The sequence below is a fragment of the Xanthomonas sp. NCPPB 2586 genome (genome assembly GCF_041475775.2).
Lineage (GTDB): Bacteria > Pseudomonadota > Gammaproteobacteria > Xanthomonadales > Xanthomonadaceae > Xanthomonas > Xanthomonas campestris.
The window spans coordinates 689,316-703,520 of sequence record NZ_CM192981.1; the positions used below are offsets into that span (position 1 = coordinate 689,316).

Consider the following 14,205-nt stretch of genomic DNA (forward strand, 5'->3'; position numbering starts at 1 on the left):
GACTTATAGCGCGTGCGGAGGGCGTTATACAACGCGTACCGCACGTTCCCTCATCGCAATTCTTGGTCACTACTCACGGCTCGGGCAAGCTGGTGGCGTCTGACTTGTGATCATGTGGTTTGGTGCGCATTGCACGCCATCGTTGCTCTCTATGTTTATGCTTGAAATTCATCCGTCTTGCTTGCGAGTCAGTGCACTTGTCGGCTCCCCGTAAAATTGATCCATCCATAGTTAGAGGTCTCCGGGCACACTAGCCACCAAGGAGACCAACGATGCGCAAGAGCAAGTTCACCGAGAGCCAGATTGTCGCCACGCTGAAGCAGGTGGAGGGCGGCCGCCAGGTCAAAGATGTGTGCCGTGAGCTGGGCATTTCCGACGCGACGTACTACGTCTGGAAGTCCAAGTACGGTGGCATGGAGGCAGCTGACGTGCAGCGCCTTCGCGACCTGGAGACCGAGCACAGCAAGCTCAAGCGCATGTATGCCGAGCTCGCGATGGAAAACTATGCACTCAAGGATGTCATCGCAAAAAAGCTGTAGACCCGGCGCATAAGCGCCCGCTTCTTGCCTGGCTCATCGAGCAGCATGGCTGGAGCGAGCGCCGGGCCTGTTCGGTGGTTGGCGTGGCGCGCTCGACAGTGCGCTATCGGCGTCGTCCCGATCGGGATGAGGAGGTCATTGCGCTGTTGTCCGAATTGGCCGAACGCTTTCCCGAGCGTGGTTTTGGAAAGCTCTTTCAGATCATCCGCCGTCGCGGACATGTGTGGAATCACAAAAGGGTGTGGCGCGTGTATTGCCTGATGAAGCTCAATCAACGTCGTCGCAGCAGGCGCCGGGTTCCGGCCCGTCATCCACAACCGTTGGCATGCGGAGCACACCCCAATGCCGGATGGTCGATCGACTTCATGTCCGATGCGTTGTGGGATCGACGCTTCCGCACGTTCAATGTCATCGACGATTTCAGTCGGGAAGCCTTGGCGATCGAAGTGGACTTGAATCTTCCGGCCGCCCGCGTCATCCGCACCTTGGAGCGCATCGCAGCCTGGCGCGGCTACCCCGGCAAACTTCGCCTGGACAATGGCCCGGAGTTTGTCGCGTTGGCCTTGGCCGAGTGGGCCGAGCGCAAAGGTATCGCATTGGATTTCATCGAGCCGGGACAGCCGATGCAAAACGGTTTCATCGAACGCTTCAACGGCAGCTACCGGCGCGGCGTGCTGGACATGCACATCTTCCGCACGCTGAGCGAGGTTCGCGAACAGACCGAACACTGGCTGGCCGACTACAACCAGCAGATCCCGCACGACAGCCTGGGCGGGCTAACGCCCGCCGAGTTCCGCGATCAACATCAATCGCAGACCTCTAGTTTTGGCTGGCATTGAATTACGGGGAGTCGACACACTCACGCACCTCAGAACCACAGATCACGCACGCAACGGCCATCGGGCGGCAGGTCGTCAAAGCTGTCCAGACCATCGAAGTGGTCGATGGCCAAGTGCGCGACGGCGGCCGGATCGGCGAGCCTGATGTTGACTGCCATGCGTCGGCTTCCGTCGGCTTCGAGGCGCAGCCCACGCCAGCAGATCACGCAGGCGCAGGCAGGGCAGAAGTGAATCTCTAGCGTGGGGTCTTGTTTCTCGGCACGGACATAGGTTTGCGTTGGCCCGTGTAGCGTTATGCGCCCGTGTTCAACGTCGTACGCCCAGAGTGCGCCGTAGCGCCGGCACAGCGTGCAGTTGCAAGCCGTGACCGCGCCTGGATCACCGGAGAGATGCCAGCCCGCGCTGCCGCAATGGCAGCTACCGCTGAGTGTGTCTGGTGCCACCTCGAATCCCCGTGTCCGTGCGCAATCGCCGCAATCTAGCAGGTTGGAATCCAGGCGTGCGGGCCCGTCACATCGCACTTTGTCCGGGTGAATACAGTGGTTTGCGCCGTGAGACCCGCTGGGCTACGCCGCTAATACGAGCTCATCCGGCAGGCGCGCCGGCCCACACCCACTGAATCATCAAGGAGCAGCCATGTCTATTGAAGCGGATCAGACCCATGCAAGTCGTGCGCGTCGCACGCTACTACGCAATGCCCTGCTGACGGGCGCGGCGATGATGGCGCCGGGCACGGCTGCGATCGCGAAAGACCTGCGCCCGGCCAGCGGGGTGCGCGGTGATGTATCCAAAGGCGCCGCCCAGTTGACGTTGGGAATGGTGGTGTTCGACGGCTTCCAGCTACTGGATGTGTTCGGTCCGCTGGATATGTTCGGCAATCTTGAGGGCAAGGTCAGAATCGTCATCCTGGGCGAGCGCGCTGGCATGGTCGCTAGCAGCGCCGGTCCTGCGGTTGCCGTTGACCATGCGTTGGACGCGGCGCCGCACATTGACATCCTGATGGTTCCGGGCGGCATGGGCACACGGCGCGAGGTGGGCAACACCGCATTCATCGCCAGCATCACGCGCCTGGCGCGTTCGGCGCCACACGTCGCCAGCATCTGCACCGGGGCGGCGCTTCTGGCGCGCACCGGTCTGCTGGATGGGCGGCGTGCCACGACCAACAAGCGCGCCTTCAACTGGGTAATGACGCAGGGGCCAAAAGTAGAGTGGGTGAAGCAAGCGCGCTGGGTGGAGGACGGCCATGTGTTCACCTCCTCCGGCGTCTCCGCAGGTACGGACATGGCGCTGGCCCTGATCGCAAAACTGTTCGGCCCCGATGCCGCCAAGCAGGCCGCCGATATCGCCGAGTACCGCTGGAATGCGGATTCCACCAACGATCCGTTTACTGCCGCGATCGACACTGAGTGAGCGAAGGAGTGCTCGGATGCGTCGCTGGATCGGGGCAATGAAAATGCTCTGCCAGAGCTCTTTCGAGCTCTCTCGTTAGCGACTCAATCTATCTGCTGAAGCAGCACGCGTCCAAGTCGTGAGACGTGGTGGTCGCCGCGCGGATGGGCAATCTTGTTCCAGGGATGCCTGCGCTGCGTACTTCTGATAAAAGCACTGTTTACCGCAGCAAGGATCCGAGCCGGATGCCATTCGCTATTTTCCGCACCTACGTTTCGATAGCGGCCGCAGTGGTGGTTGCTACCTTTGCAGGATGCGCCGTGACGGAGGCGCCGATCTCGCAGAAGCAGTTCTCCGATCATGTCGCGACGCTGCTGGCAGGCAAGGATTCGGCGGTGGTTGAGGCGGGCAAGCTCACCGACTTCCAATGGGCGACGCTGTGCTTCGAGCGCGATGACAGCCTGGTGCTGAAGTTCGATCAGGGTGGGAAGAAATCAGTTCTGCGCTTACCGTACGAAGCGTTCTTCGTGGACGAGGGGCATGTGGAGCATTCTCTTGAGGGCGGCTGTGTCACGCGCTCCGATCACATCTTGCTCAAGAAGAAATATCCAGGTGATCACGGGCCGATCGAGTTTCAGAAGGCAGCGCACGGCGCCTGAGTCTGGCTGTATCGACTCACCCCAAGCGCTATGCCGGCGATCCCAGCGCGGCGAACACGTAGTTCGCCTGCTGCATGATTCAACAGCGTCCGTTCTGCACCGCTGGCAGCGCCGGCCGATGCGCTCCGCTACTGACCCGCCTTACCAATCCGTCGGCGCATAGTCCTTCAGGAACTGCCCCCAGACGTGCTCGCCGGTGTTGAAGCCGTGGATGATCGGGTCGACGATGCGGGCGGCGCCGTCCACGATGTCCAGCGGCGGGTGGAAGCGTTCTTGCTGCACCTTGAGCGCGGCGATGTCGGCCGGATCTTCGTCGGTGACCCAGCCGGTGTCGACGCTGTTCATGTGGATGCCGTCGTTTTGATAATCGGCCGCCGAAGTGCGCGTCATCATGTTCAACGCGGCCTTGGCCATGTTGGTGTGCGGGTGACGGGTGGTCTTGAAGTTGCGGTAGAACTGGCCTTCCATCGCCGAGACGTTGACGATGTGCTTGTCGCGCTCGGGCGTGCGCAGCATCAGCGGCTTGAGGCGTGCGTTGATGATGAACGGCGCGATGGCGTTGACCAGTTGCGTCTCCAGCAATTCCACCGAGGGCACCTCGGCCAGCAGCAGGCGCCAGGAGTTGCGGCCGCGCAAGTCGACCTGCTGCAGATCCTGATCGAGACGGCCTTCGGGGAACAGGTGCTCCTGGCCCACCAGCTCGTCGTCCAGCAGCGCGACCTGCGACAGCTCGGCGGCGCGGGTGAGGCCGTCGGCGCCGTCCAGGCCGCGTCCGTGCACGGCCGGCAGCGCAGTGGCTGAGGCGTCGCGCAGCAGTTCGGGTGTACGCAGGCCTTCGTAATGGCCCACCAGCTTGCGCACCGTCTCGGGCAGGTCGTGCAACGCGGCGGTCTCGCCGGCCATCATGTGCGCGTAGAACTGCGGCGGGCGGCGCACGGTTTGGCAGGCATTGTTGATGATGAAATCCAGCCGCGTGCGGGTGGCCAGCAACTGGCTGCAAAACGCTTCCACGCTGGGCGTGTGGCGCAGATCCAGGCCGAACACCTGCAGGCGGTGGCCCCACTCGGCAAAGTCGGGTTCTTCCGCATAACGCGCGGCCGAATCGCGCGGAAAGCGCGTGGTGACGATGAGTTCGGCGCCGGCACGCAGCAGCTTCAATCCAGCCTGATACCCGATCTTGACCCGGCCGCCGGTGAGCAGCGCCACGCGCCCGCGCAGGTCGGCGGTTTCGGTGCGCTTGAAGAAATTCAGCTCCGCACAGGCCGGGCACATCTGGTCGTAGAAGTGATGCAGCTGAGTAAACTTCTGCTTGCACACATAGCAGTGCCGCAGTTCCGGCGATTGCTGTGGCGCCTCGGCAGCGGCAGCACCTTCGCCATTGTGCGCATCGTGCAGGCCGGCGGCGTGCGGCGGGAAATAGTTCGGCGTGCTGAACACCGGTTTGCGCCGCAACGCGCGGATGCCGGTCTGCTCGAGCAAGGCCTCGGCCTTGCGGACCTTTTCCTGATGGCGTTCGCGCTCGCGCTGCTTGAGCAGTTGGCGGCGCGCCTTGGGCTCGGGGTGGTAGACCTTGGCCACCACCTGATGCAGCCGCACGCGGTCGGCCTCGGAGAGCGTATCGAGCACGCTGCGGTCCGCGTCGATGGCCTCCAGCACATCCAGCGCGGCGCGCAGGCGGTCGGTGAGCGGCAGGTCGTCGGCGGGCAGGGGCGGGGCAGTGGTATTCAAGGCAGATCCGGGCAGAAGCGGCTGAAAGCCGTGGGTGTGGCGGCAGGCGGCCGGTGGGCAAGACGGTGCTGAGCCCTTAGAAAACGCGGGCGTTGCCAGTGAGTTTCAAGGCTGGGCGCTATTTTCGCCGATTGGCGGCGGCAGCGCCAATCCGGGGCCCGGGGTGGTGTCCGAGCGCCCCGAGGCGGCCGGCGTGTTGTGGCGTTGGCGGTCCGCTTCGGCGGAACACACGGGTGGGCATTTGCACCTGCTGCCGTGCACCTGCAACAGCGCTGAAAGGACAATGCTCTTCGCGTGGATCCTGTGCGAGTCAAGACTAACAACGGGGCCAGTCAGAGGTGGGTTACCCTCACCGTCAGTTTTGCTATCGGAAATGCTGCTCATGCAGTCCGCAGTCGACAAGGATCAGTCATTCGCAGGTGCATTAGGGCGCCTGCTGCTTGATGCGGTTCTGGTGTTGGCGCCATTGGCTCTACCGCTTTTGCTGTCGCCACCACTGGCATGGCTGTACCTGAGCGGGACGGTGCTGTTTGAGTGGGCTGAAGAACGCGTCTTTGGTCGTGTCGAGTGGATGCCACTCTACAGATTGGGGGCTTGCATAGGTGTCAGTTATGCCGTCGCTCAGGCTGCTCCATCGCGCACCGTCGCGCTGCTGGCGGGAGTGGCCGTTTTCGCGGTTCTTGTGGTGCTGGGAAAGGCATGGGAGAAGCTTGCTGGGCTTTCAATCGAACGCCCAAGCAAGGGCCCAACGTTTACGCGCATCGCAGGGCCCGGGCGGCCATCCGGACGCGTCGTTGACGATTCAGCACCGCTGACGCCGGAGGGTGGACAAATACGCATGATCGGTTGCCACGAAGTGCGCAATAGTGCTCCGCTGCAATACGATTATCTGTTTCCCGATGGCAGCGTGCTGTTTGGAGCGGGCGCGGTGCTGATGTTTTCTCCAGATGGCCGCTATTGCGTTCCACCGATGCCAACCACCGGTTTCTGGGGGCTGCTGATCTATGACCGGCGCGCACGCATCCTGTACCGTTTCACGCAGCGCGAAAGTTTTGTTGCGCTTCATGCCGTCACCGCGACCGAGATCCACGGCTGGGGTAGTCGCGTGCATAAGGACGGAACCATGCTGTGCGTGTTGATCGACGACGTGATCGCACATGCCTGTGCAGTTCCGATGGTGAACATCGGTGATCTCATGGTGCCAGCGTACTATTTGGAACAGGTGCGCCAATTAGAAACGGGCGAATTCCATCCTGCACCGGCCGGCGGACCGGTACTGACCGTGGCGCCCTACCTTCCGCAGCGCCTGATGGCGTTGGCGGATCCAGTGGCGCCGCTTGCAGACCCGTGGGTGGAGTTGATCGTCAATGGCGCAGCAAGTGGCTTGATTGTTTCGCGCCGTTATCCCCGCTTGCTCTGGAGCAGCGATGCACGCGGGCTGGTGTGCATTGCCAAGCGCAAGCACTGCGACGAAGCGGCCAGCTTCTGGTACTGGAACGACGTGGCGGGGTGGAGCTCGGTTGGCGGAGGCGATGACGTTATACCGATGCAGTAGCAACGTCATGCAGCGGATCGCAAGGCGCGGTTGCAACAATGCAACCGCTCCGTGTGTTGCGGTGTTCAGTTGCGCCGCCGTTGTGTTCGCCGATCACATGTCTTTGGAATGGCGTGCGCTACGGTAAGTGCGGACCTATTTCCGGGAGACACCATGGGCCTGCTGGTCGAGGGCAAGTGGCAAGACCGTTGGTATGACACCGACAAGAGCGATGGGCGATTCGAGCGCTCGCAGTCGCATTTTCGGCATTGGGTGACGGCCGATGGGCGTGCTGGGCCGCATGGCGAAGGCGGCTTTCAGGCTGCGCCTGGGCGGTACCACCTGTATGTGTCGCTGGCCTGCCCGTGGGCGCATCGCACATTGATCTTCCGGCAGCTGAAGGGCCTGGCATCACTGATCGATGTGTCGGTGGTGCATTGGTTGATGGGCACGCAGGGCTGGACCTTCGAACATGGACCCGGTGTGGTGGGCGATTCCATCCACCATGCCAAATATCTGTATGAGGTCTATCTCAAGGCCGATCCGCAGTACTCCGGCCGCGTGACGGTGCCGGTGTTGTGGGATCGCGAGCGCGATACGGTGGTGAGCAACGAGTCAGCCGACATCATCCGCATGTTCAACAGTGCGTTCGATGCGGTGGGCGCGGCAGAGGGCGACTACTATCCGGAAGCGCTGCGTGCGCAGATTGATACGATCAACCAACGCGTCTACGACACCGTCAATAACGGCGTGTACAAAGCGGGCTTTGCGACCACGCAGGCGGCGTACGAAGAAGCCGTGGTGCCGTTGTTCGACACACTGGATTGGCTGGACACGTGCCTGAGCACGCAGCGCTATCTGTGCGGCGATTACCTCACCGAAGCAGACTGGCGCCTGTTTACCACGCTGATTCGGTTCGATGCGGTGTACGTCGGGCATTTCAAATGCAATCTGCGGCGCATCGCCGACTACCCGCAACTGTCGGGATTCCTGCGCGAGCTCTACCAGATGCCGGGCATCGCAGAGACGGTGAATTTCCAGCACATCAAGAGCCATTACTACCAGAGCCATGCCATGATCAATCCCACCGGGATCGTGCCGATGGGGCCGGTGCTGGACCTGGATGCGCCGCACGGCCGGGGATGATGGCGGCCATGGTCGCTCGCAGTGGATGGGCGGTTTACCGTTGCGCGTTGGTTGCCCTATGCTGCTCGCCCTGCGAATACACCGGAGTGCTGCATGCTGAGTCACGTCATGGTCGGGTCCAACGACATCGCCCGCTCGAAAACCTTTTACGACACGCTGTTGGGAAGCGTGTTCGGCGCGCCGGCGGCGTTCGTCAACCAGGCCAACTCCGGACATACGCGGCTGTTCTATCGGCACGCGGGCAGCAGCTTTTGCGTCAGCGAGCCCATCGACGACGCGCCGGCCAGCCCGGGCAATGGCACCACGGTCGGGTTCGTCTGCGACTCACCCGAGCAGGTGCGGGCATTTCATGATGCAGCGGTCGCCGCAGGTGCCACCAGTATCGAAGAGCCGCCTGGCCTGCGTGACAGCACCATGGGGCCGACCTGGCTGGCGTATGTGCGCGACCCGGATGGCAACAAACTCTGCGCCATCCATCGGCCGTAGGCCCTCATGCAACGCGGGCCGCGTGACGCGCTGATGCGGCGCGGCCCTCGAGACGGGCGTTACGTAGGCAAGACGGCCAAACGCATTCGGATCGACCGCGCGCTCGGCACCGGCCCCGCGCAGTCCCTCGCTAAATGATGCCTGCCGACGTGGATTATCGGTCGCTCACTCTTCAGCAGCGCTGCGCACGATCAATGTGGCCGCACCCACCGAGATGGCATCCTCAACCGCACCGGTGCTGGTCTGCCCGTAGCGTTCGATCGCGCGCATCCGCGCATTGAAGGTGAGGTAGGCCGCCGCGACCGCGGTGCCGGCACCCAGCAGGGCCGCAATGCCGCGCTGATGGCGCGGCGCCAAGGCGGCGCCGGCAATGGCACCGGTGGCGACACGGGCCATCATGCCGGCCAGCACGATGCGGTCTGGCGCGGTCTTCATCTTGTCGCCCGCCAGCTCGCCACCTGCCAGCGCCAGCATGCCGGCAGACGCCAGTGGGTTGGCGAGTAGCCGCGGGGCGCCATTGTCGCGCGGTAGGGTGCCGGTGCGTGCCGCATTGGCGACCGCGGCAAGCGGGGTCATCGAGCGCATGCCAGCGACGGCGCCCATCAGAATCGAATGAATCAGAGCCATGTGCACCTCTGCAGGTACGCATCGACGTGCTCCGCCATGGAGCCCGCAGGCGCGCATCAGTTTATTGGTGCTCAGAGCCTAGGAGGTCAGATGTGTGCGAGATGGCAAGGCAGTGCCAGGGCACTGCGACGTAGGTGACGTCAGACCAACGCGGTGTCCGCCTGGCAGCTGACGTCTATTCCGCGATGGCTGCGCTGTGCAGGCACCGCGCCATTGTCATGCGTGGCAGGCGCCACTACGCTGCATCACCTTGGGGGCGCTGCAGCGTGGCGGATGCGCATCAGGGCTGCTTCGCAAACCGGCCTGCGCGCCACGCCATTGCCAACACGGCAAGGCCGACCGCCAGGCAGACCAGCACGCCAGGCAACGACGCTTCCGGGCCAAACGCACCGCCGGTGAGCCATTCGGGAAATCCCGGGCGGGCCGTGCTACGCGCGATGGCCGGGCCCATGTCGGTGCCGGAGACGGCTGCGCCAAACAGATAGCCCTGGGTGAAGTTCCAGGCGATATGCACACCGATCGACATCCACACGCGGCCGGTCAGGGCATAGAACGCGCCCAGCAAAATGCCGGCTTCCAGCGCGATGCAGATCGCTGCGAATGCCGTGGCGTGCGGATTGGCGATATGGCCGAAACCGAACAGCGCGGCGGACGCGGCGAAGGCGATCCACGGCCCGAACGCGCGCCAGACCAGGCGCAGGAAAATCGCCCGGAACATCAGCTCTTCGATCACGCCCGCCTGCAATGCCTTGCGCACCGCAGTCCATGCCGGCGCCATGCCCAAGGACTGGATGTCGTACAGCCCGAACACCGCCATGATGCCCATGACCGAGGCGAACATCGCCGCGCCGATCAGCAGGCCGAGAAGCACGTGCGGCACCATCGGCCGCACCGCGAGCTCGCTGGCGCGTCGCCCTTCGGCCAGGCGCACCGCAAGCACGTACACGCCCAGGCCCACCGCGATGCCTATCAGGCTGGCCAGCAACTGCAGCGGGCCGGACTCCTTGGGCAGCAGGCCGCTGACGAACCGGCCGCTCATGGGCGCCAGCGCGGCAACCACCACCAGCAACAGCACCGCCCAGGCGATGGCGCGGAGCCAGCGCAGGCGCCCGGGATGCAGGAACTTGCGCTCACCCAGTTCGATCGGGCGGCTCATCTGTCTGGTCGTGGCCAAGGACTGTCCGGCAACCGATTGCGTTGATGCGTGCATGTACGACTCCATGTGGTGTGGTTGCTAGCGGGTGGTGGAGCGGGATGACGCGTTGGATGCGTCTGCAATCCGGGTGGAAAACGCACGCTGGTTCAGCGCGTCGATGGCCTCACTGAGAATGCGGGACAGCGGGACGGACAACTCTGCATCGAGCTGCGCGGCGGCGGCATTGGTCGCGGCCCATTGCCGCTCCAGCGCGGGAATCATCTTTTTCGCCTTGGGCGTCAGCACGACGATGCGTTCGCGCGCATCCGTGCCTGGTTTCAAGGCAACAAGACGGTGCGTGGTCATCTGCGCCACCGTCTGGCTGGCGGCCGAATGGCTGATGCCGATCTCCTGCGCGAGCACCTTGATGGGAACCGGGCCCACACGCAGCAGGGCGCGTAACACGGGGGTATAGCGTGGCCGCCAGGTTAGCCCCGCAGCCGCGTAGACACCTTCCAGATCACCATCGAGCCGCTCGATGAGTTGCCGGACCAGGGTGCCAAGGGTAGGTGCAGGTGGGGTCATGACCGAAATGTATAAGCGCTGTTGTAATTGCGCCTGTGCCAGAAGTATTGGCATCTGCCAGCGCTAGCGGCGGGTCGGGTAAGGCTTCGGCGCTGCCGCTGCATGACATTGCGGGATCGCGCGAACCAATGTGGGGCGTGTCGATGGATGCGCTGATCGGTTTTGGACTGCCGGCTGCGGAGAGGGTTGGCGCGCGCATCATACGCTGGCGCCGCCGCACCAAGTGGGTCAGCAGCGATGCAACGATCAAGACGCACTCTTAGAACCTGTTCACGATCTTCTGAGTAATAGTGCCAAGAAGGCCAAATGGATGAACTGCAGGCTGGTGTTGAGTTTGCGCTCGCAGTTCTTCCATAGCCTTCGGTTCTTCTCCAGCCAAGCAAAACTACGCTCGACGATCCATCGCTTGGGCATGACCTTGAAGGTGTGCAGTTCGCTGCGCTTGGCAATCTGCACCGTGAGCTGCTCGCCTAAAATCTCTCGCGCGCCGTCGGCAAACCGTACGCCGGTGTAACCGCTGTCGCACAGTAAGCTTTGTACATGCGTCAAGTTTGACTGGCAGCGCTCCAACGCCTGCAGCGCACCTTTGCGGTCGGTCACCTCCGCCGTCGTCACCGCGATTGCGTGGGGCAATCCCTGAGTATCAACAGCGATATGCCGCTTGATGCCCGACACCTTCTTGCCCGCGTCATATCCCTTTTGCCCCGCTGTGTCCGTGTTCTTTACGCTCTGCGCGTCCACGATCAAGAACCTGGTGCAGGCGTTGCGCTCCTGTCTGGCGCGGGCCACGCCAACCTGATTTTTTAAGTGCCTGCTCCAGCAGGCTCACTCCCTCATCGTCGCACTCGCTCCACTTGGCAAAGTACGAGTGCACGGTCCGCCACTTCGGAAAGTCGCTGGGGAGCGCTCGCCATTGGCAACCGGTTCGCAGCACGTACAACACTGCGCACCACACCTCATACATATCCACACGGCGTGGCTTGGTGCGCTTACGCGCTTGTTCCAGGATCGGCAGCACGTGTTCGAACTGCTCCCGGCTCATGTCACTCGGATAGATCTTTTGGCGCATCCGCATAGTCTGCACTGATCAGGAAAGATCGTGAACAGGTTCTTACGCAGCAGCGCTACGCTGTTCCGCGCATGGCCATGCTGCGGAGCATGTGGTCTTGATGGTTTTGGCTTGCCGGGGTCAGTTAGTCGCTTCGTCGCCATACACCCACTGCGCGAACAGTGCTGAAAGATCGCGCCCGCTGGCGTGCTCCATTGCTCCCTGAAGGTCCTGACTGACGACGGTGCTGCCCACGTTCTTGCGGGTGTAGCGGCGCATACCCGCCCAAAACGCCTGCTCACCCAGCGTCTGCCGCAAGTGCGCCATGAACAGCGCGCCTTTGCTGTACTGCACGGCGCGGCGGACACGTAACGAGGGGTACTCACCTGACCAGGCCAGCGGTTTGTCGAAGCCGGCGTCACGGGCGATGGCAAGCCGGCGGCGTGCTTCATTCAACTCCTGCTGGTAGGCCGCCTCGCCGAAGGCGTGTTGCTTCCAGGCGGCGACCATGAACGTGGTGATGCCCTCGTTCAACCAGAAGTCTTGCCACGATGCGCAGGTGACAAGGTTTCCCCACCACTGATGCGCCATTTCATGCGCGATGATCCATGACGAAGCGGGGTCTTCCTGCTCGTCTTGCAGTGCTTGCACGCCAATGAGCGAGAAGGTGGCCGCCTCCTGCGCCTCCTGTCCGGGCACAAGCAGCTGGGTGTAACGACCATCCGGGAGCGATACGCCTGCCGCCTGCGCAAAAAATGCCGCAATGGAGGGTGTCTGCTGGAATGCGTCTGCCAGGTCCGCACCTCGACCTGTGCCATCGAGATAGACGAACGTCCCGGCCGTGGTTTTGGATGACTGCTGCGAGAAGGTGCCAACCGCAAAGCCGAACAGATAGGCCGAATACGGCCTGGTAGCGCGCCAGCGGTGCAGCACCAGGCCGTTCGGAAGCACCTTCTGGGGCAAGCCTGCGCCGATGCTCAACGTATCGATGCCGGCAGGCACGAACAGATCCAAGGCGAAAGACGCTTTTTGGCCGGGGCTGTCCTGCAGGCAGACCATCCAGTCGCACGCGAAGTAGCTGGTGTAGAAGCCACTGGCCGCGCGAACAACACCCTGGGCCGGCACGCCGACGATCTTGAAGGCGAGCGACGCGCGGGCGCCTTTGGCAAGCGCGCTTGGCAACGCAAACGTGATGCCATCGGTGGTGCTGGTCACTGCGATCGGCTGACCATTTAGTTCGGCCGAGAGGATCTGCAGTGCATTAGGCGAGAACGTCAGCTGGGTGAGGTGGTCGGAGGTGCTGCGTAGGCGAATGCGCTGCACGCCGGAAAGCGCGGTGGTGCTGAGGTCCGGGCGCAGTTGCAGCTGATAGCCCTCGACCTCGAACCCCGCGCCTGGCAGTGTCGGTGCTGCGGCCATCAGCGAAGTCGGTGCAAGTGCCAGCAGTGCCAACAGTGCAAGCAGGACCTTGTATGCAGTGAGTCCCCGATGTGTCACCGCTCGCTCCGATCAGCCGTCTTGATCCCGAGCAAGACCTTCAAGCCGTGGGTGGTGCCGCGTGGCCCGATGGTCAGGTGGTCCTCGTCATTGAGAACGTCCAGCGTGAGATGCAACGACGGATAGTGCCGCGCGCGCAATGCCTGCGCCATGTTCTGTGTGTCGACGACCATGTCGTGATTCTGGTGGTAGCGCACTTGCTCGTACTCGCCAACGTATAGATAGACGAGCGCCGGCAGGTCTGTATGCGAGGCGGCAAAGGTTTTTTCCTGCGCCACCATCGCGTGCTCGCCATACCAATACGATGGGCTGCCCAGGATGTAGCCGGCAAACATGTCCGGTGTGCTCAACAGGATCTGCGTGCCCAGCAGGCCACCGTACGAATGCCCGAGATATAGACGCCGCTGCTCGTCGGTTCGGTAGCGGCTGGCAACGAACGGCAACACGCGATCGCGCAGGTAGCGGATGTAGTCCGCGCTCTTACCATGGGTCGCAACCGGCGCCGCGTCTGGGCCATCTTCCGGTGTGGGCGTGTAATCGCGCCGCCGGCTGGGCATGGGCTCGTCGCCGACGGCGTAGGACAGGCCGACCAGGATGAAGTCCTCGACGGCCGGGCCTTCGCCATTCAAGCGTCGCGCGATCTGCTTGACCAGGGGGAACGCATAGTCGCCATCGGTGGCGTACAGCACCGGGTAACGGCGTTGCGGATTGTCTGCATAGCCACGTGGCAGGGCGACGAAGACCTGATACGTGCGACCCGTTGCCGGGTCGGGCACGTCCCAGACCTCGCTGTCGACCAATTCATAGGGCTTGCCGCCGCCACGTTGCCCGCCCAGCGGCGTAGCCTGTGCCGGCGCTGCAATCGCCTGACTGGTGACTGCAGGTGCTGTTGCGGCGGGCGGCGCCTTGGCGGTGTTGTCGCACGCACTCAGCAACAGCACGACCAACCCGATCAATCCGATTCGATTCAAAGACATTCCCAGCCTGACGTTG

14 protein-coding genes and 1 pseudogene are annotated in these 14,205 nt (G+C 63.0%); 6 read left to right on the forward strand and 9 right to left on the reverse strand.

The features are described 5' to 3' along the window. Nucleotides 1–272 precede the first annotated feature (272 nt). Nucleotides 273–1,378, forward strand: a protein-coding gene (locus ACCQ09_RS02990; protein WP_228428339.1) for an IS3 family transposase whose coding sequence is annotated in 2 segments (ribosomal slippage) — nucleotides 273–534 and nucleotides 534–1,378 — 1,107 coding nt in all. Because the reading frame shifts where the segments join, the coding sequence is not laid out codon by codon here. Between the two features lie 29 nt (nucleotides 1,379–1,407). Here the strand turns inward: ACCQ09_RS02990 and ACCQ09_RS02995 are convergent. Together ACCQ09_RS02995 and ACCQ09_RS03000 are read right to left on the reverse strand one after the other, a co-directional pair. Further along, on the reverse strand, nucleotides 1,408–1,536 hold the full coding sequence (locus tag ACCQ09_RS02995) for a hypothetical protein (RefSeq protein ID WP_257791037.1): 129 nt from the start codon (nucleotides 1,534–1,536) through the stop codon (nucleotides 1,408–1,410). 78 nt (nucleotides 1,537–1,614) lie between these two features. Next, nucleotides 1,615–1,899 (reverse strand): annotated as a pseudogene (locus ACCQ09_RS03000) (GFA family protein); the annotation flags it as partial. Between the two features lie 115 nt (nucleotides 1,900–2,014). On the opposite strand from ACCQ09_RS03000, the gene ACCQ09_RS03005 reads away from it, so the two are divergent. Together ACCQ09_RS03005 and ACCQ09_RS03010 are read left to right on the forward strand one after the other, a co-directional pair. After that, entirely contained in the window at nucleotides 2,015–2,788 is a 774-nt protein-coding gene (locus ACCQ09_RS03005) for a DJ-1/PfpI family protein (RefSeq protein ID WP_040940550.1), read from the forward strand. Between the two features lie 125 nt (nucleotides 2,789–2,913). After that, complete coding sequence (locus tag ACCQ09_RS03010; protein ID WP_228428340.1) at nucleotides 2,914–3,426, forward strand: hypothetical protein; 513 nt, start codon at nucleotides 2,914–2,916, stop codon at nucleotides 3,424–3,426. A gap of 141 nt (nucleotides 3,427–3,567) precedes the next feature. On the opposite strand, the gene ACCQ09_RS03015 is transcribed toward ACCQ09_RS03010, so the two are convergent. Then, nucleotides 3,568–5,154 carry an SDR family NAD(P)-dependent oxidoreductase gene (locus ACCQ09_RS03015; RefSeq protein ID WP_011038655.1) on the reverse strand — a complete coding sequence of 529 codons (1,587 nt, stop codon included), beginning with the start codon at nucleotides 5,152–5,154 and terminating at the stop codon, nucleotides 3,568–3,570. Between the two features lie 382 nt (nucleotides 5,155–5,536). Here ACCQ09_RS03015 and ACCQ09_RS03020 point away from each other — a divergent pair, with 382 nt between their 5' ends. The 3 genes from ACCQ09_RS03020 to ACCQ09_RS03030 all read left to right on the forward strand — a co-directional run bounded on the left by ACCQ09_RS03020 (nucleotide 5,537) and on the right by ACCQ09_RS03030 (nucleotide 8,320). Next, nucleotides 5,537–6,709 (forward strand): hypothetical protein, encoded by a 1,173-nt coding sequence (locus tag ACCQ09_RS03020; RefSeq protein WP_228428341.1) that lies wholly within the window; start codon nucleotides 5,537–5,539, stop codon nucleotides 6,707–6,709. Between the two features lie 153 nt (nucleotides 6,710–6,862). Further along, complete coding sequence (locus ACCQ09_RS03025; protein ID WP_012437277.1) at nucleotides 6,863–7,834, forward strand: glutathione S-transferase family protein; 972 nt, start codon at nucleotides 6,863–6,865, stop codon at nucleotides 7,832–7,834. A gap of 93 nt (nucleotides 7,835–7,927) precedes the next feature. Beyond that, nucleotides 7,928–8,320: a VOC family protein gene (locus ACCQ09_RS03030; RefSeq protein ID WP_012437278.1), complete on the forward strand. Its 393-nt coding sequence runs from the start codon at nucleotides 7,928–7,930 to the stop codon at nucleotides 8,318–8,320. Nucleotides 8,321–8,485: 165 nt separating this feature from the next. On the opposite strand, the gene ACCQ09_RS03035 is transcribed toward ACCQ09_RS03030, so the two are convergent. From ACCQ09_RS03035 to ACCQ09_RS03060, 6 genes are all read right to left on the reverse strand, one after another. Then, nucleotides 8,486–8,947 carry a DUF4126 family protein gene (locus ACCQ09_RS03035; protein ID WP_019237241.1) on the reverse strand — a complete coding sequence of 154 codons (462 nt, stop codon included), beginning with the start codon at nucleotides 8,945–8,947 and terminating at the stop codon, nucleotides 8,486–8,488. Between the two features lie 280 nt (nucleotides 8,948–9,227). Then, nucleotides 9,228–10,103: a CPBP family intramembrane glutamic endopeptidase gene (locus ACCQ09_RS03040; RefSeq protein WP_016944762.1), complete on the reverse strand. Its 876-nt coding sequence runs from the start codon at nucleotides 10,101–10,103 to the stop codon at nucleotides 9,228–9,230. Between the two features lie 78 nt (nucleotides 10,104–10,181). Next, nucleotides 10,182–10,667 (reverse strand): MarR family winged helix-turn-helix transcriptional regulator, encoded by a 486-nt coding sequence (locus ACCQ09_RS03045; protein WP_043921970.1) that lies wholly within the window; start codon nucleotides 10,665–10,667, stop codon nucleotides 10,182–10,184. A 270-nt stretch (nucleotides 10,668–10,937) separates the two neighbouring features. Further along, a protein-coding gene (locus ACCQ09_RS03050; protein ID WP_108133939.1) for an IS5 family transposase occupies nucleotides 10,938–11,736 on the reverse strand; the annotation gives its coding sequence in 2 pieces (ribosomal slippage) (nucleotides 10,938–11,466 and nucleotides 11,465–11,736; 801 coding nt in all). Between the two features lie 120 nt (nucleotides 11,737–11,856). Continuing rightward, entirely contained in the window at nucleotides 11,857–13,167 is a 1,311-nt protein-coding gene (locus tag ACCQ09_RS03055) for a M1 family metallopeptidase (protein WP_016944764.1), read from the reverse strand. 41 nt (nucleotides 13,168–13,208) lie between these two features. After that, nucleotides 13,209–14,189 (reverse strand): alpha/beta hydrolase, encoded by a 981-nt coding sequence (locus tag ACCQ09_RS03060; RefSeq protein WP_197708523.1) that lies wholly within the window; start codon nucleotides 14,187–14,189, stop codon nucleotides 13,209–13,211. Between the last annotated feature and the right edge of the window lie 16 nt (nucleotides 14,190–14,205).